We start from the raw sequence: 16,691 nt of genomic DNA, 5'->3' as shown, positions 1-16,691 counted from the left end.
CATTACTATTGATAATCGTATTTTCTTCAATATGGATTTTAACGAATCAAAAATATAAAGTGATACTTATATAATTGTGAAAGGACTTGACAACTCAGCCGTTGTTGGTGCCTGCCTGCGGCAGTCAGGTTCTTCACCAACAACAAAATAATTGAACTGCAAAATGAATAGACTATTGGTCATACTACTATTCATATCTTTGAGGGGATTATCTCAAAATTACTCTGATTTTATAAATAAGTTTTTACCAGAAGACGAACTTAATCCTGATAACATAATATCACAGTATAACCAGTATGACTTTTCATCAACCTGGAATACAACTAAAAATCATCTAATCGTAGGCATTATTGGCGCTGAACATGAAAGAATCAGAATCAAGTTTCTTGAAGTTCTTAAGACTGACTCAAACACCTACACCGTGAAAGGTAAATCACTACGAAACAACCTCGTCAGGGATTTTTCGGGAACTATTAAATTATTTCAAATCAATACATTCAAAAAACATCATCTTGGTGTTGACAATATATACGCAGACAGCAATATCCTTGCGCAAGGGGTACTTATTGCCAAATACAGGTTTGAGGAAAGTAAAAAGCAGCCTGAAGGAGGAAGGTTTGAGGGAACTCTTTACACTAAATGGTACCTCGATTCAAGCAATAGAATTCAATATGACCAAATCGAATCTGGAGCTGATAGCTATATGAATAACGCTTTTATAGGTACTTGGGTAAGTTACAAAACAAGACAAACGCTTTCCTGCAATTGGGGTGACTTCCGGGTTCCACTTGCTAACCAGGATTTTGATGTAGGTGCGGCTGAATTTTCTCCAAGCAACAAATACTTAGACAAAGGATGGGCGATTTACCAACAGGCCTGGCTCTATAGAAATATCGAAGCTCAGAAACAAGAACTAACAGAATGGTGGAATTGAATAGAGAATGGAAAAATTGATATATGGAATAAATGCAATACTGTTGTTTTTAGTTGTACGTTACGAATACAACTCAGACAGTGACAAAAGCATAATCATTTCGTCTTTGGTTTTCATTATCCTGTTAGCGATGAATCTACTATTCGGCTTTTTCGCCCAACTTGATAAAAAAGCGATTCATAAGCATTTTTACTATGCTGCACTTGGACTTTTCATCAGTGTTTTAATTTTATTAACCATCTGGTGAAAACGGTGGCCGATATTGGTACACTTGTTCCACAACAAAAGTATTAAACAAATCTTTAATGGATTACAAACCCCTTGACCCCTCAACTGAAAACCTATTCGAGTCAACCCTTAAAAATATTCAGCACCAGTTTGAACTAAAAAGAAAAGACACCACCACCGGACTTAAGCTTCTATCAAGATTTGAGGAATTGAAAAAATACAGAAGCCTGTACATCCATAAAGTGATTGAAGTGAAGGGGAACAATGGTTCATTTCTCATTGTATTAATCGATAAGCACCTCACCATTATCGAAACCAAAAGGCACCGCAGAACGGAAAAAGAAATTGAAGAAGTGGAACCTGTACTGGTTTTCAGCATTCCGCATGACATGGGCAAAGTCTACATCAGAAAAGAGATGCTTGTAGATAAAGTACTTGATCTGTTCACGAAGGTCGATATTGATTTTGCTGAATTCCCGAATTTCAGTAAAAACCATTATGTTGTTGGAGAAAACCCCGACCTGGTAAAAAAGCACCTGCCCCACGGACTCATGAAATCACTGGAGAACATTAAGAACCTGACCGTTGAGATAAACGGAAATTGGGGCCTGCTGAGAACGGAACGAAACCTGACTGAAGACGTTTTGATGTTTCTTGTTAGTGTGGGTAATAAAATGACTGTTGGGGATAGCTAACAGAACCACACTACAGGGTTCAGGAAAGCTGAAAAAGTAGTAAATTTGCGCTATGCCCGATCAACAAAAAATACTAAAGGAGATAAAACGAATTGTCCTGGAAAAAGAGCCAACAGCTAAAATTTATCTGTATGGTTCACGGGCACGGGGAACCATGCGACCGGACTCTGATTGGGATCTACTTATCCTTTTGAATAAGGACAACATTACAGCTGATGTCGAGAAAAGTGTGACTTACCCACTCTATGACCTTGAATTCGAAACCGGGCAAGTTATTAGCCCAATGGTATATTCAGAAAAGGAATGGCGCACTAAACATAGAGTAACCCCATTCTATGCAAACATTATGAGAGAGGGTAAACTCTTATGAGAGACTATAGTGCTGAAGATTACATAAAGTACAGGCTACAAAAAGCAAACGAAACTATCGCAGAGACTAAGGTATTGCTTGAAAATAAATTTTGGAATACCGCAGTTAACAGAATGTACTACGCTTGTTTCTATGCCGTTGGAGCACTCCTTTCAAAAAACAAAGTCGAAGTTTCAAGTCACTCCGGTAGCAGACAAAAATTTGGACAGCTGTATATACAAACCGGAGTGATCGGACGTGACTTTGGAAAACATTATTCAGAATTGTTTGAAAAAAGGCAAAAGGGAGATTATAACGATTTTTTTGACATAGACGAGGAGACCGCCTTAAGACTCTACCCACCAACAGTCGATTTTATTAAAGAACTTGAAAAAACAATAAACGAATAAAACTAGATTCTGTTTAATCTATCCATGGAACCCCTTCATTTAAAACTTGTTGAAACTGTACTGGTCATTGTCGGGTTGGTGATTTTAGTGCTGGTTATAAAGGGCACACTCAAAAAAATTGGCAACCGCTATCACCTGCAGAAAGACCGTACGCTCTTCACGGTAAAAGTGATCAACATCGGTTTGTATACGGCAGCGGCCATTACGTTGCTGTTCATCTGGGGTGTTGATCAAAATGAATTAGTGCTATTTCTCTCCTCCTTCATCGCCATAATGGGTATTGCGTTGTTCGCGCAATGGTCTATGCTCTCCAACGTAACAGCCAGCATCCTGTTGTTTGTGAGCCATCCCGCCAAGGTGGGCGATACCATCAGCATCCTGGATAAAGACTATCCGCTAACCGGAAAAATCAAAGACATTGGTGCCTTTTTCGTAAGCATTGAAACGGAGGAGAAAGAAATCATCACCATTCCCAACTCATTGTTGTTTCAAAAAATGATTAAGGTGGAGTCACAATAGTTACTTCTCCAGTAATCCCATTTTATACTGGAACAACTGCGCTACCGTATGCGCACGGTTCTTGGCTTCGGTGGCGTTGTAGCCTTCAAAGTGTTCGTCTACGGTTGCCGTAAACAGCTCCAGCCATCGTGTAAAATGTTCTTTCCCGATAGCCAGGTTCAGGTGTTTGGCCATGGGGTTACCGCTGTACGACATCTCACCCAACAACACCGAGCTCCAGAAGTTGTACATGATGGGTAAATGATGGGGCCAATCCACATGCCCGAATACAGGGCCGAGCAGTTCATCGGCATTTACCTTTTCGTAAAAACTGTCAACCAAAAGTTTGATTTCGGCCCGGGATTGAATTTCCTTTTTCATACAAAACTTTAGTCAAGAATATTTTAACCACATAGAAACATAGATCACATAGAAATTTTAGCCTACTCAACTATGTGCACTATGTGCCTATGTGTTTAACAAAAGTAAATTTTGGCATCACTTCAATTTTGCAGTACGTACCGTTTTGGCTTCAGCATCCGTCCATGCGGCCATAATGAATCCATCTCCCTTAGTCAGTTGTGGAAAACCACTCGACCGCGACTCCGATGATTCGGCCAAAACCGAAACGCGCTCCACGTTTCCGTCTTTTGTTACTTGTGCCACATGAATGTTTGTTCCCTCCATCCAACTTACCACCGCGGTTTGCTCATTCAGCAAAACCAGATCAACCCGGCCAATGGCTTCTTCACTTTTATTCAGTTGAATGGGTTGGTTAAATGTTTCTCCGCCATCGTCAGAAAAAATTACGCTGGCAGCAGGTTTTTCATTGGCCATGGTAAACCATGCAACCGCCAGGGTATTGCCGATGGCCTCACAGCGTGGGCCATTCACCGGACAGCCGCTAATCTCCCACTGGTCGCTGAAGATTGGTTTTGGTTCCGTCCATGTATCATTGACCAACCGCACAATTGACATGTCGCGAATTTCTGTTTCGGAACGATCGCGGTAAATCACCACAGGTCCGTTTGTTGTAATAGCGGAAGTGGTCTGGCAACAATCGCACACCCGGCTATCCAGTTCCCATTCATTTAATTTATTTCCATCGTACGAAAGTACGGCAGCACGAACAGTCATTTCGCCATGATGCCCGTGGTCGTCATGATCGGTGGGCTCATCGCCTACCGTATTTCTGCCATCCAGCCAGGAAACAAAAACGTTTTCCGCATACGGAACAAACGACACAAATCCATGCTCGGCTTGTTTGCCGTCATCGTGCAGCACGGTTGGTTCACTCCAGGCAGTGCCATCAGATGAATGCGCCACCGCCACATCGTATGCAAATGTTCCTTCGCCACTCTTCTTTAATATGTGGGCAATAAACTTTCCTTTCCCATCACTTACCAGCAATGGATAGTCGGCCCAGTTAACAAACCAATCGCTGCCCGAGGTAATCACTACCGGCTCCGACCATGCCTCATTTTGCCAATGCGAAAGCTTGAGGTAATTGATGGTGTCCACGCGTTCAATCCAGGTCAGGTGAATGGCTCCTAAAGGATCGGTGAACAAGTATGGCTCGGCCGAAATTGAACCGGCTGGCGAATTAATTGCCTCAACAACAAACAGTTTTTTGCTATCGCTACAGGAAACAAAAACACTAAAGAAAGCAGCAAGAAGAAACGTATGCTTCATGAAACGGAGTTATAAATCTTTGCGCTTGAAAATACGCAAAGCACCCCAAACCGGAAGCACAATCCACAACATTAAAATCACGGAAGAAAAAATCAACCCCATACTGCTGCCAAAGAAATCTTTATAGAATGCACCGGTGTAACCCATTAATGCGGAAATGTCGAGTTGCAATAGCATTAGAATCCGCGCCAGATCGACCGGGTTTAACGAAACCAGTGCAAGCGTTACTTTCTCCAACGGATAATCCATGAACGTGTAAATGATCCACATCAACAGGCCATCGTAAATCAGCGAGAAGTAAAACCAGAACAGCAGCGCAACGCCTATGGCTTTCGCTTTATCGCGTGTAAGGACAGATGACAGAAACGCCATCGACACGAATACCAGCGTAAGCATAAGGCCGGTGTACAGCAACGTGAATCCGCTTGCGCCTGTGCCGTATAGCACAACCGGAAGGCCCACACCAATGGTAAAGGAAAAACACAGGGAGATGGCCACTGCGAAATATTCGCCCAGAAAAACCACCCTTCGGTTTACGGGTTGCGAAAGCATCAACTCGATAAACTCATACGAATTATAAAAGTGAATGGTACTGAACACAATACTCACCAGCGGAACCACCATCAGTACAATGTTCATCAGACTCATGATTACCTTTCCGGTATCGGAATCCAACTGAAACATGGCAATTGTACTCAGCAGCAAAAAAGCCGTGTACGCCAGAATAAACCGGGTGCGGAGAATATCGTAGAAAACATATTTAATTACGCGAGTCATGATTTATTTTTTTAAGATTATTCGTCATCGCGAGCGGAAGAAGGGGAACTGTGTTGGCGCGAAGCAATCCCTAATTTCATTGTATACTTTCACCTTTTTTTCGGATTGCTTCCTGCCCGTCCGGTCAGGCGGGCGTCATCCCAAGCTCATTCCCTCCAATTCCTCGCAATGACGAGGTTCATTTATTTATACGTTTACTTTTTCTTTTACATTCTCCAAACTACGAATCATCTTCGCCATGGCTTTACCTAATCGCTGTTCACCGGTAATGTCTTTCAATTCAGCAATCGAGTTGTTGTATCGGATTAATCCTTCTTGCAAATACATCACTTCTGTAGCCAGGTCATCCAGATCGCTCATGATGTGCGAAGTGATGATCATCAGCTTGCCATTTTCTTTTTCCTTCAGGATTTTTTCTTTTAAAATCTCCACCGACACCGGATCAAGCCCTGCAGTGGGTTCATCCAAAAACAACACAGGTGGGTTAAACAAGAACGCCAGTGCCGCGCTCACCTTCTGGCGCGTACCGCCCGATAGCGTGTGCATGCGTTTATCAAGCATCTGTTCCAGTTTAAAGGCTTCAATTAACTCTTCATCCAGTATGGGAGGATTTTTCCGGATGTTCTTCATCATATCCAGCAACTGACCGATGCGCATATTATCCGGATAGCGACCAATTTGTGGCATGTAGCCAATCTTCTCACGGTAGCTCCAATGGTTACGAACATTTTCACCATCCACCCAAATCTCGCCAGCGGTAGGTATAACCATACCCAACACCGATTTGATTAAGGTGGTTTTACCTGAACCATTGGGGCCGATCAGTGCATATGATTTTCCGGAAGTGAAGTCAGCACTCACCCCTTTCAACGCCTGCAGCTTACCAAAACTTTTCTTTAATTCTTTAACTGAGATCATAGGGTTTCATGCTTGGGTAATCATCTTTTAAATTCTCGGGAGTTACTGCGGGGAAAACTTTTTCAGCCCTGTCCAGCAAGAAGACCAAAAAGCTCCGCCACAACAAAACGGCTGTGGGTATACGTTCCACCACCATCGCGTACATATTCACCGGACGGAATGGAACATCACCCACTCCATCCTTATTCAAATCGTATCCCTGGTATTTATCCCAGTAGTTGCGATCAATTTTATTCAGCACCATCGTACCATTGGTAGACAAATCAAATGTATTGGACGTGAAATTATTCTCAGAGAAAGTATTATCATCACAGCTTGCCTGCAACTTCACGGCCCATCCGTTTCCTACGAAGGTATTCTTTTTAAATTCCGAGCGACTTGATCCTTCCATATAAATAGCAATCGTGTTGCGATCAAACCGGTTTCCAATGATATGGCTGTCGCGAATATCTTTCAGTAACAAGCCGTAGGCCGTAGGCCCCCAGTTGCGATCGAAGATGTTGTTTACCATCGTTACGTTTTTAGTGTACATGACGGCCACGCCCGCACCATTGTTACGAAAAATATTGTCGCGGTACTCATCATCATGCGAGAACATGAAGTGCAATCCGTAGCGATTGTTTTTCTCGCTGGTGTTTCCTGAAATAAGGGAGTTGGTCACAAACTCGAAGTAAATGCCATCGCGATGGCCGTTGATCGTATTATTGCGAATGGTGGCGTTAGCGCACTGCCAGAGGTGAATGCCGTTACCGGTTTCGTGATCGGCACGTAAGGAAGCACGGAACGTATTTCCTTCTACGATAACATGCTTCGCGTTGGAAATGTGTACCCCGAAAAAGGTTGCGATAAATTCATTGTTCCGAACAACCAGAAAGTTTCCTTGCAAGGAACCTATACCCGCCAGGTCTTTCATGCTGCTCACACCCGAATTAGTAATCTGGAATCCTTCAATGGTAACGTGCTCCGCTTCAACGGTGAATACTTCAACCTTGTGTTCTCCGTCAACAACCGGCTTACCCTCCCCGATCAAAACGAGCGGCTTGGTTATTAAGATATTTCCTTCGCGGTAGGTACCGGCTTTAACCCGAATGGTGTCTCCGGCATTTGCCTGTGCTATGGCCGATCGGATACTGCTGATCTTTCCGCCTGACTGAACAACAATGATGTTGGCCGTTGCCGGAAGCAGCAGCAGTGTAAAAAGACATAAAATACTATATCGAATGTAGTCCTTCATTTTGTGTGGCGACAAATGAGGGCTGCGAACGTTCACTTAAATTGTGCGGTCAACTCGCCCCATGTTAAATAAATACCATTTAGTTCTTTCTTGTGTTGTTTATAAGCCTCCTCTGTTTCAAAGGCAGCCACCTGGCTGGCCATTGGCGATTTTATTTCCGGAGATTTTACATAGAAGGCTATGGTTGCATCAATGAGTTTTTCCGGCTGAGAAAAATCGGTTACCAGGGTGTACTTCATATCGCGTGACGTAACCTCCGGAGAGTTAACAAAACTCATTAAGCAGTTCACGTCATCAAACTTGTATATTTTTCCTTTAGCGGTAACGACCTCCGCGCCAAAGCGCTTATCCATTAAGGTCATTTTGCACGAGTGGCAATTATCGGTTCCGTACCGGATGGCTTCCGGTTCAACGTTGCATGCTGAACTCAATCCTATCAGTGCAGCTAAAGCTATGAATGTGGCGATTCGTTTCATTTTGCTGATTTTCCGTATTTAAAAATTTCAAGTGCCAACAGTCCGATAATCGTTAATCCAATCACCAGAAAAATCCATCCTCCGATATCCGGACCTGAAAAGGCTGTAAAGTTTAATAATTGTTTCGTGCCAATAACGGGTGGCTGGTAGGCCATGCCCGGCACAACTATAGGTGCTGTCGGATCAAGATTATGGCCATAATCATAACCCCACAGGTAGAAATCTACCAGCGCAGCTATGCCTGATGCGATAATCAAAGAACCAAAAGCTACGAGCATAAAACGTCTGTTCACCAAACTGGTAAGCAACCCAAATCCGATCAATGCACCAACAATGTAGATCATGTATTTGAATTCAGGGAACATGCTTACTTCAATGTGCTTCATCCCGATGTAATGGTTAAGCGCAGAGATTATTTTCACATCACCCGAAAGGTTATCAATCCATATTTTCATTTCCAGTCCTTCGGGGTATTGTGGCGCCCACATCAAAATTTGCCATAAGGGTACGTAGTATGCGCTGATCATCGCTAAAGAAGCGATGGCAATGATGATCCGCGTTGATGTTTTTAATTTTTTCATGATGTTTTGTTTAGTGGATTCTACAAGCACTCATGAACCCATCGTCATTAAGTAAGCGCCCTGCCCCTTGCGGGACAGGGACGCTTTTTTCAACCTGCAAACTATGGATCAACCTGTTAGTCAGCGCCACTATTTCTGACCTCCGGTATCACCGGTTGAAAATTTAAGAGGTGTGTTGGAGTTGGCAGGCGATACGCGCAGGTATCCTGACATCTCCTGGTGAAGAGCCGAACAGAAGTCGGTGCAATAGAAAGGCACTACACCGGGTTCTTTTGCTGTCCACTTCAACGTTTGGGTTTCACCCGGCATGATTAATATCTCTGCGTTGTTTGCACCTTTAATGGCAAATCCGTGCGGCACATCCCAATCCTGCTCCAGGTTTGTAACGTGGAAGTATACATCATCTCCTACGCGAACACCCTCAATGTTATCCGGTGTTAAGTGTGAACGAATGGCTGTCATGTAAACGTGAACGTCTTTTCCATTGCGCTCAACACGTGCCATCTTTTCACCTTTGGCAGCATATGGGTGCTCGTTGTGTTCGATCGGGTAAATCTTCACCGACTTATCACGAATCAAACTGGCCGGGATAGCTTCTGCATAGTGTGGCTCACCGGTTGTAGGGAAGTCGAGCAACAATTGCATCTTATCGCCTTCAATCGAATAGAGCTGGGCACTTTGTGTTAATTCAGGGCCTGTAGGTAAATAGCGATCTTTTGTAATCTTATTGTAAGCGATTACGTACTTACCATGTGGTTTAGCCGTAGGACCACCAGGCACAGAAAGGTGACCGATGGAGTAATAGGTAGGAACGCGATCCAATACTTCCAGCGTCTTCACATTCCATTTTACAATCTCGGATGATACAAAGAATGATGTATAGGCATTTCCGTTGGCATCAAACTCCGTGTGTAACGGACCAAGACCAGGCTTTTTCACCTCACCATGTAACGCAGCCTCATAACGGATAACCGGAATACCACTGAAGTCACCTTCATAATCCTTTTGCTCAATGGCTGTCTGGAATTTACTGAAAGAGAATACCGGCATTAAAGCAGCAAGCTTACCACTACCTACAATGTACTCACCTGTAGGATCCACATCACAACCGTGCGGAGACTTAGGACAAGGAATGAAATAAACGAGGTCGGGAAATTCCATCACATCCAACACAGTCACTTCATCTAACATGGTACTGGTTGCCATGTGTGTTTTTTCATCATACGTATTGTGTGCATATTTCGCTTTCTCTTTCTTTCCTTTGCCTTGAGCAATGTATTCTTCGGCTTTCTTCCAGTTTACGGCCATGATAAAATCCTTATCGTTGCGTGAAGCATTCACTTCCAATAAGGTGTAGGCCTGTTCGGTGTTGTAGCAGGAGAAGAAGAACCAGCCATGTGACGGGCCTTTACCGGCTCGGCTCAAGTCGTAGTTGAAACCCGGTGTGCGCAATTGAAACTCAATGTTCATGCGGCCGGTTTCCTGATTTACTTTGATAAAGCTGATCGATCCTTTAAAATTTTCTTTGTAGGAACTGATCGGCACGTCCTTGTTATCGCCTAACGGAATACTGAAGCGTGTTCCAGCCACCACATACTCGGTATTTTCAGTAATGAAAGGTGACGAGTGATTACCCCCACTGTTCGGTATCTCCAGAATTTCAACAGTTCTGAATGAGGCCAGATCAACACGGGCTACACGAGGGGTATTGTTACCATTACCAAATGCCCAGCGGCCATCGTGTTCACCTTTTGTTGTTGACAGCGCAATGTGGTGCAAATCATCCCACGGCACAAAACCATGTGATGTGTTCAGCATCGGTTTTGTTTCTTCACTGTATCCGTAACCATTCTCAGGAAATACAGAGAATACTGGAAGGATTTTAAATAACCTTCCCGAAGGAATGCCATAAATGGCCATTTGCCCGTTAAAACCACCCGATACGATGTTATAAAACTCATCATACTGGCCGGGCGCTACATACACTTTTGAAGCTGCATCACCAGTGGTTACATCAGCCGGCCCCTTTGGCTTACAGCCATAGCCGATCAGGAGCACCACCAGTACACCTACTGTTAATACTATGCGATTGATTTTTGTGTTCATGAATTTAGTTGTTAAAATTTAGTTTGGTTATTTTTTATCAGGTGGTAACAATACGGTATCAATAACATACACCACCCCGTTGGAGGCTTTTACTTTGCCCAACACATTGGCTCCGTTCACCGTAATTTTTCCGTCTGCTGATTTGTTCAAGGTTACATTATCCAGGTTAACCTGGTTGAGCGTCATGCCATCACTTATATACTCTTCATTGATCACGCCCACATACACATGGTATTCCAGAATGTTTTGCAGCGCTTCCTTGCTTTCAGGCTTCAGCAAACCTTCAACGGTACCAGCCGGAAGTTTTTCAAAAGCTGCGTTGGTCGGTGCGAATACAGTAAAGGGACCAGCATTGGAAAGTGCATCAACATAATTGGCCGTTTTTAAAGCGGTAACCAGTGTTGTGTGATCGGCAGAGCCGACAGCCACCCGCACAACATCCGGTTCAGATGTTTCGTCTTTCACATTCGATTGTCCGCCACCAAGCGGAGCACCGGTTGCTTCAGCCGTGCTGTCTGTTTGTTGCTGACCGCAAGCCAACAGCAGCATGAGTGGGATGATCAGAAGATATTTCATATAATTTAGGGTTTAATGGTTTCTATTCTTCACCATCGTTTTTGCGCATGAACTCCAGAATGTCGCGTGCATCACCAATGGAAACATTTTGGTTAGGCATGCGCATTAAACATAGCTCCAGAAGCTCTTGTGCTACGGGATCTTCATCCAGCATGACATCCACGTTGGTGATCATGTTCATGATCCACTCCGGCTTTCTGCGTTTGGTTACATCTTTAAAGCCAGGGCCAACTACGCGTTGATCCGTAAGCTGGTGACACGCAGAACACTTCATGTCATAGATATCCTTGCCGCGCTGAACGCGTTCAGCATCCAGCGGATTATGAAGGGTCACATTTTTTACTTGCCCTATTCCTTTAGTAGGATCAATCACTTCTTCAACAGCACTTTTTTTGGATTCATCTGCTTCTGCTACTTGAGGTTTGTCAGGAGCACAAGCGGCCAGCATAGCAGCGGCAACGAGAACAGTCATCAGGTTTTTCATAAATATATGGGTTTAGTTTGCGGTTTTCAATTTGTTTTTAATTTGTGCACAAGGTATGCCTGAGGCTACCTATGCCCTTATGACTCGAATCATATAAGGCATTTGATTTATATCACTTGTTATGCTGTGAGAATCCGTAGAAATAGTGGATTCTCCCCCTCACATCCGTCTGGATTAAAGATTAGGGAAATTAGTAAAATTTTTGCTGACAAAAGTCAGAAATACAGATATTTCAAGACGAATGCTTGTTTTTATCTATGGAGGACTTTTTCTCCTTTTTTTTATCCTCAAACAGCATTCTGACGGAGGGCGTGTAGGTATCATCATATTGGCCGCTCTTCATACTCCAATAGAAAACGAGCAGAAAGATGACTGCTATAGAGAGACTGATCAATATGAGCAAAATAATAATAGACATAAAGCTTACGCTAACCGTTTACTCAGATGTTTCCTGGCTGCGGTATTTACTGCTACGGTAGTAAATACCACCACACAAATACTGCTTAATGGCATAAGAATGGCCGCCACTAAGGGGGTTAAATGCCCCGTAACCGCAAAACTCAGAGCAATGGCGTTGTAGGTAAACGACAATACAAAACCCGCTTTAACAATTCGGGTTGCTGAACGTGCCAATTTCAGAAAGGTATCCAACTTGGGGAGTTGTTCGCCATGCAAAATACCATCACAGGCAGGTGAAAAAACACCTGTATCATCGGTAACGGCAATACCAACATCGGCTTGTTTTAATGCACCTGAATCATTCAGGCCATCGCCTAACATCATGACACGCTTGCCCCCATGTTGCAAGTTGCTGATATAGTGTAATTTATCGTGAGGGCTTTGGTTAAAAAGAAGTTGAGTCGCTGGTTGGAACAATGTTCGAATCAGCCCATAGTCCGCTTTACTGTCCCCCGAAAGCATCGCCACACACTGATCACCCAGACGACCCAACATTTCTTGTATATGGTTTCGCACGGCTGTGCGAATCGCAAAATATCCTTTTATTTCACCCGCGATGGACACAAAAACCGTAGACGCAATATCCTCTAATCGCTCGTGGAATCCTACAAAGATAGCAGAACCAATCTTAACCTCAATACCGGATATAACTCCTTCTAACCCTTTACCCGTAATTTCTTTAAAATTTTTTACCTCATACGTGTGCCGGTAACCTAAATGTTTGTGTATGAGCTTGCTTAAGGGATGGGTAGAATATCCTGTTAAGGTGTAAATCCAACTCTTTTCTTCCTCCGAAAGTTCTCCCGTAAACACAATTTCCGGTTCCTGACCGTGTGTTACCGTGCCGGTTTTGTCGAAAACAACCGCATTGATACCGGCCATACGCTCAATTACGTCAGCATTTTTTAAATAAAGCTTATTTCTGCCAAATACCCGCAACATGTTACCATAGGTAAATGGAGCGGTTAATGCCAATGCGCATGGGCAAGCCACTATTAAAATAGAGGTTATAATCAACCAAACCTGCGAAGGATCAACCACATACCAATACACACCAGCCACAAGGGTCAAACCAAGAATTACCCAGGTAAAGCGCTTGGCTGCTTTGTCAATAAGCCGCTTGTACCGGCTTTCTTCAGGTTTTTGAAATACCTGGTTATTCCACAAGCTGGTCAGGTGGCTTTGTGATGTGCGATTTTCAACCACCAGGGTAATGGGTTGCCCGATCAGTTTACCCCCGGCATAAACCAAATCACCCTTTTTAACGAGCACCGGCTTTGCTTCACCAGTCACAAAACTGTAGTCGATAAAGGCTTTGTCATCCAGCAAGAGGCTATCCGCTGGTACGATTTCCATATTGCGTACCTTAATCTGATCTCCCTTTTCGAGGTTGTACACCACAACCGGTTCCCAGTCATTTTTTACTTTTCGCAATACAGCTAATGGAAAATACGATTTAAAATCCCGATCGAACGCCAGGCTTTCATACGTTTTGTTTTGGAACCACCGCCCGATCAACAAGAAAAACACCAGACCCGTAAATGAATCGAGGTAACCCGGACCGTAACCGGTAACAATATCCCAAACGCTTCTGGCAAACAAGGCAATCAGCCCTACCGCAATGGGCACATCAATGTTGATCTGCCGTTGCTTGTAACTTTTCCAGGCCGAAACCATGTAATAGGAATCGCTGTACAGCAATACCGGTATCGAGAGTAAAATATTCAACCATGAAAAAATTTGTGCCAGTTGCCCTTCGGAAGGATCGAGGCCCAGATACTCGGGAAAGCTGAACAACATCACGTTGCCGAAGCAGAAGCCGGCAATGGAAAGTTTTAACACCAATGATTTATCGTAGACCGCACCTGATTTTTCTGCTTTTTGTTCGGCATCCAGGTTTATTTTGGGCGCATACCCAACCGAGGTAATCAGTCGCGCTACCGCGCTTAATGGTATAAGCTTCGGATTAAAATCAATCGTGGCAGTCTTTCGAACAAAATTTACTTCTGATCGCAGAATACCGGTATTCAACTTTTGCAGATTCTCCAACAACCAGATACACGAAACGCAGTGAATGGCCGGAATATAAAACTGAACACGGGCAAATGTATCAGAATCAAAGCTTACCAGTTTTCTTTTAATCTGCGGATCGTCCAGATACACATACGCTTCATCGCTTACGTGGCGCAACGTGGTACCCGGATTTTTTTCCAGGTCGTAATACGCACACAGATCATTGGCATTGAGAATTTCGTAAACCGTTTTACAGCCGTAGCAGCAAAACGGTTTATCGTCTTGCCACAACAAGTCATCACACACTTCACCGCAGTGATAACAGGTAACTTCCTGATCGGTTACGGGTTGTACTTCCGTGCTAGCGTGTTGTGTAGTGGCCACAAAAATAAATTACAAAATACTGCTGATTACTTCTTTATCGCGTACGTCCAAATAGGGCAATCCACGTGGTTGACTACATCTTCGGCAACGCTTCCGCTGAAGAAGTGCGCAATCCCTTTTCTTCCGTGCGTGCCCATAGCAATCATGTCGGCACCAATTTCATGTGCGAAATTTATCGTTCCCGCTTCTTCGTACGGATCGTTGAATACATTAATGGTGTAATCCTTCAACATAAACCGCTTCGCAAACGCCTGTAGCCGTTTATGGGTTACTGAATCGCGGGTGAAGTTGGTGGGGGTATTTATCCACACAATATGCAAGGTCGCTTTGAAGAAATTCTGTAACGCCTTTACCTTCATCACTAGGTCTTCCTGATGTTCAGTATTTAAGGTGTTCGGGAATACAATATTTTTAATGGATGCCGCCTTTACATATTTCTTTACAGCAATTACCGGAACAGCCGAGTTGCGCACCATTTTCTCAGCTTTGGAACCGATCAACACTTCGCGCACACCGCTGGCTCCTTTCGTGCCCATCACTACCAAATCAATTCCCTTTTCTTCAATATAGTCGGCCAACATATGGCTAACCGGTCCAAAAATTACCTGACTGGTAACTTTCATCTTTTCAGGTGCATACTTCTCGCGTAACTTTTTGAATTGCTTCTCAGCCTTTTCCCGGAGTTCTTTAAACAGCGCTTCTTCAAACGCCATTACCGGCATCAATACTGAATCGTGCAACACCGGAATTTCTACTACATTAATCAGGTGTATCTCCCCTTTCGCTTGGGTGGCTACATCAATCGCGAACCGAAAAGCACTAACAGCTTGTTCGGAAAAATCGCACGGAACAAGAATCTTCTTCATGTCTTGGGGGATTAATTGTCAAAACAAAGGTATTCCCTAAAATACCAACTTTCGGCTGATACCGATCAAGACTACACCTGATTTATGTCAGATTATTTAGACGGACAACACGAGTCCGGTGCCAAACAAGAGCACGAAAAGCAAGGTTGACAAGGCTAGCTGTTTCAGGTAAGGATCAAGCTCAGCAGCAGATTTTTGCTGAACCGAAAAACCATTTTTAAGAAAAAGGGGCACTGTTAACAGGAAAAGCAGTTGCCACGGAGATTGATACGTAATAACGGTATACACAACGGCCGAAACGATGCCACCTAGCAACAAAAACCAATGGTACCGGATGGCATTTAGCCGACCGATACGAACCGGTATGGAAAATTTACCAGCCTCCTGATCGGATTCGATGTCACGGATGTTGTTCACATTCAACACGCCCATGGAAAAAAAGCCACAACTCAGGGCAGGTAAAAACTGAATCGGGATAATCTCCTGTGTGAATAAATAAGCCGAACCCATCACGCCCACCACGCCAAAAAAAATCAATACCGAAACATCGCCCAACCCGGCATAGCCATATGGCTTTTTCCCAACCGTGTAGGCAATGGCTGCCAGAATGCTGAGCAGGCCCAATCCAAAAAAGAATAAAAAGGCATTCCAGTTAAACCCGAAGGCAATCCACAACAACCACAGTCCGCTTACCAGGCAAAGCGCCACAAAAAGAAAAAGTGCTGACCGCATTTTTTGCGGTGAGATGGCACCGGATTGCACCGCACGGCTTGGCCCTTTACGACCGGCATGATCGGCACCATTTATAGAGTCGCCATAATCATTAGCCAGGTTGGATAAAATTTGCAGGAAGATGGTGGTGAACACACACAACAGAAAGATATCTAATCGGAAAGCCTGCTGCGATGCTGCCAGAAAGCCACCCATGCCGATACACGAGAGCGCCAAGGGCAATGTTCGTAACCGGAAAGCAGCTAACCAGACTTTAACATTCATACGTGCATCAAAAGT

The 16,691-nt window shown here is 43.9% G+C and carries 19 protein-coding genes; 5 read left to right on the top strand and 14 right to left on the bottom strand.

Going from position 1 to position 16,691, the window contains the following annotated elements:
• Nucleotides 1–163: 163 nt before the first annotated feature.
• From QY309_03935 to QY309_03915, 5 genes are all read left to right on the top strand, one after another.
• Nucleotides 164–934 (top strand): hypothetical protein, encoded by a 771-nt coding sequence (locus QY309_03935; protein ID WKZ60629.1) that lies wholly within the window; start codon nucleotides 164–166, stop codon nucleotides 932–934.
• A gap of 305 nt (nucleotides 935–1,239) precedes the next feature.
• Nucleotides 1,240–1,857: a hypothetical protein gene (locus tag QY309_03930; GenBank protein ID WKZ60628.1), complete on the top strand. Its 618-nt coding sequence runs from the start codon at nucleotides 1,240–1,242 to the stop codon at nucleotides 1,855–1,857.
• A 52-nt stretch (nucleotides 1,858–1,909) separates the two neighbouring features.
• Nucleotides 1,910–2,227, top strand: coding sequence for a nucleotidyltransferase domain-containing protein (locus tag QY309_03925; GenBank protein WKZ60627.1), 318 nt, complete (start codon nucleotides 1,910–1,912; stop codon nucleotides 2,225–2,227).
• A complete protein-coding gene (locus tag QY309_03920; GenBank protein WKZ60626.1) occupies nucleotides 2,224–2,616 on the top strand; it encodes a HEPN domain-containing protein in 393 nt (130 codons plus the stop codon). The genes QY309_03925 and QY309_03920 overlap by 4 nt, the downstream gene beginning before the upstream one ends.
• Nucleotides 2,617–2,640: 24 nt before the next feature.
• Nucleotides 2,641–3,135: a mechanosensitive ion channel family protein gene (locus tag QY309_03915; GenBank protein WKZ60625.1), complete on the top strand. Its 495-nt coding sequence runs from the start codon at nucleotides 2,641–2,643 to the stop codon at nucleotides 3,133–3,135.
• On the opposite strand, the gene QY309_03910 is transcribed toward QY309_03915, so the two are convergent.
• The 14 genes from QY309_03910 to QY309_03845 form a co-directional block, all read right to left on the bottom strand.
• Nucleotides 3,136–3,495: a group III truncated hemoglobin gene (locus QY309_03910; protein ID WKZ60624.1), complete on the bottom strand. Its 360-nt coding sequence runs from the start codon at nucleotides 3,493–3,495 to the stop codon at nucleotides 3,136–3,138. It lies immediately after the preceding gene.
• Nucleotides 3,496–3,612: 117 nt separating this feature from the next.
• Nucleotides 3,613–4,806, bottom strand: coding sequence for an exo-alpha-sialidase (locus QY309_03905; GenBank protein ID WKZ60623.1), 1,194 nt, complete (start codon nucleotides 4,804–4,806; stop codon nucleotides 3,613–3,615).
• Between the two features lie 9 nt (nucleotides 4,807–4,815).
• Nucleotides 4,816–5,583, bottom strand: coding sequence for an ABC transporter permease subunit (locus QY309_03900; GenBank protein ID WKZ60622.1), 768 nt, complete (start codon nucleotides 5,581–5,583; stop codon nucleotides 4,816–4,818).
• A gap of 186 nt (nucleotides 5,584–5,769) precedes the next feature.
• The gene (locus QY309_03895; GenBank protein WKZ60621.1) at nucleotides 5,770–6,501 is read right to left on the bottom strand and encodes an ABC transporter ATP-binding protein; all 732 of its coding nucleotides are present in this window, start codon (nucleotides 6,499–6,501) and stop codon (nucleotides 5,770–5,772) included.
• On the bottom strand, nucleotides 6,488–7,735 hold the full coding sequence (locus QY309_03890) for a nitrous oxide reductase family maturation protein NosD (protein ID WKZ60620.1): 1,248 nt from the start codon (nucleotides 7,733–7,735) through the stop codon (nucleotides 6,488–6,490). Before QY309_03890 ends, QY309_03895 begins: the two co-directional genes overlap by 14 nt.
• Before the next feature lie 32 nt (nucleotides 7,736–7,767).
• Nucleotides 7,768–8,211 (bottom strand): nitrous oxide reductase accessory protein NosL, encoded by a 444-nt coding sequence (locus tag QY309_03885; protein WKZ60619.1) that lies wholly within the window; start codon nucleotides 8,209–8,211, stop codon nucleotides 7,768–7,770.
• Nucleotides 8,208–8,792 carry a hypothetical protein gene (locus QY309_03880; GenBank protein WKZ60618.1) on the bottom strand — a complete coding sequence of 195 codons (585 nt, stop codon included), beginning with the start codon at nucleotides 8,790–8,792 and terminating at the stop codon, nucleotides 8,208–8,210. Before QY309_03880 ends, QY309_03885 begins: the two co-directional genes overlap by 4 nt.
• Nucleotides 8,793–8,921: 129 nt before the next feature.
• Nucleotides 8,922–10,898 (bottom strand): Sec-dependent nitrous-oxide reductase, encoded by a 1,977-nt coding sequence (nosZ, locus tag QY309_03875; protein WKZ60617.1) that lies wholly within the window; start codon nucleotides 10,896–10,898, stop codon nucleotides 8,922–8,924.
• 27 nt (nucleotides 10,899–10,925) lie between these two features.
• On the bottom strand, nucleotides 10,926–11,474 hold the full coding sequence (locus QY309_03870) for a fasciclin domain-containing protein (GenBank protein WKZ60616.1): 549 nt from the start codon (nucleotides 11,472–11,474) through the stop codon (nucleotides 10,926–10,928).
• A gap of 22 nt (nucleotides 11,475–11,496) precedes the next feature.
• On the bottom strand, nucleotides 11,497–11,958 hold the full coding sequence (locus QY309_03865) for a c-type cytochrome (protein ID WKZ60615.1): 462 nt from the start codon (nucleotides 11,956–11,958) through the stop codon (nucleotides 11,497–11,499).
• Between the two features lie 232 nt (nucleotides 11,959–12,190).
• Nucleotides 12,191–12,376 (bottom strand): cbb3-type cytochrome oxidase assembly protein CcoS, encoded by a 186-nt coding sequence (gene ccoS, locus QY309_03860; protein ID WKZ60614.1) that lies wholly within the window; start codon nucleotides 12,374–12,376, stop codon nucleotides 12,191–12,193.
• A 5-nt stretch (nucleotides 12,377–12,381) separates the two neighbouring features.
• Nucleotides 12,382–14,814 carry a heavy metal translocating P-type ATPase metal-binding domain-containing protein gene (locus QY309_03855; GenBank protein ID WKZ60613.1) on the bottom strand — a complete coding sequence of 811 codons (2,433 nt, stop codon included), beginning with the start codon at nucleotides 14,812–14,814 and terminating at the stop codon, nucleotides 12,382–12,384.
• Nucleotides 14,815–14,840: 26 nt separating this feature from the next.
• Nucleotides 14,841–15,680, bottom strand: a complete 840-nt coding sequence (locus QY309_03850; protein WKZ60612.1) for a universal stress protein — start codon at nucleotides 15,678–15,680, stop codon at nucleotides 14,841–14,843.
• Between the two features lie 96 nt (nucleotides 15,681–15,776).
• On the bottom strand, nucleotides 15,777–16,676 hold the full coding sequence (locus tag QY309_03845; protein WKZ60611.1) for a 1,4-dihydroxy-2-naphthoate polyprenyltransferase: 900 nt from the start codon (nucleotides 16,674–16,676) through the stop codon (nucleotides 15,777–15,779).
• Nucleotides 16,677–16,691: the final 15 nt, after the last annotated feature.

The organism is Cyclobacteriaceae bacterium, assembly GCA_030584025.1.
In the GTDB taxonomy this organism is placed as follows: domain Bacteria; phylum Bacteroidota; class Bacteroidia; order Cytophagales; family Cyclobacteriaceae; genus UBA2336.
This window is presented reverse-complemented; position numbering and strand designations above follow the sequence as displayed.